This window comes from Vibrio sp. 1580, from assembly GCF_033340055.1.
In genome coordinates this window covers 1-723 of the sequence record NZ_JAWOVT010000261.1, presented here as the reverse complement: position 1 = coordinate 723, position 723 = coordinate 1, and the positions used below count along the sequence as shown (strand labels likewise).

The following is a 723-nucleotide window of genomic DNA, read 5'->3' as shown; positions in this document are numbered from 1 at the left end:
AAAGAGCTGGTAACAATAAAGAAAATCAACATGATAAATACAATATCAAGCATCGATGTTAAATCGACTTGAGCTTCGTCTTGTTGATTTGGTCTGCGTCCGAGTCTCACTTCTGACTCCTTAAAGATTGTTCTAATTGGATCGCTTTACGTTCACATACTTTGCTTAAACGAGCATGTACAAACATGCCCGCCAATGCTGCCACCATACCTGCCATAGTAGGCAGCGTTGCTAAAGAGATGCCCGAAGCCATCAATTTTGGATCGCTGCTGCCTTGTGAGGCCATCACGTCAAAAACGGTAATCATGCCAGTGACAGTACCCAACAGACCAAGCATGGGACAAATGGCCACCAATAGCTTGATCGTCGAAAGGTTTTGGCGCAATTCGATTTGTGCCTTTGCAATCCATCCATCGCGGATTTGATGTGCATACCAAGAGTGGTGCTCTGACCGTGCCAACCACTGTTCACGAAGCTGTTTGTTTACCTTCGGAAATACCGTCGTTAAGTAAACCACTCGCTCCATAACCAGTAACCAACACACCGCTACAACGGCAGCCAACCACCATAGGATTTGGCCACCTTGCTGCATAAAGCTCATCAAGGTATTGGCCCAATCCTCACTGATCAAACCCAAAGTGTTGAGTAGGATCTGCTCCATTACGCTGCGTTCTCCGCTATCGTGTTACGGTTGCCTTTGTTGTTAGACATATCGCGCTCTGC

2 protein-coding genes are annotated in these 723 nt (G+C 46.5%); both read right to left on the bottom strand.

Translation table 11 applies throughout. The features are described 5' to 3' along the window. A partial coding sequence (locus R7093_RS25395; protein ID WP_029787863.1) for an ExbD/TolR family protein occupies positions 1-110 on the bottom strand: 110 nt, incomplete at its 3' end. After that, positions 107-661, bottom strand: a complete 555-nt coding sequence (locus R7093_RS25390; protein ID WP_005497833.1) for a MotA/TolQ/ExbB proton channel family protein — start codon at positions 659-661, stop codon at positions 107-109. The genes R7093_RS25390 and R7093_RS25395, both read right to left, overlap by 4 nt. Between the last annotated feature and the right edge of the window lie 62 nt (positions 662-723).

Bases quoted from the DNA above. Each gene is read 5' to 3' on its own strand.
- R7093_RS25390 (WP_005497833.1), bottom strand. From the start codon at position 661: ATGGAGCAGATCCTACTCAACACTTTGGGTTTGATCAGTGAGGATTGG.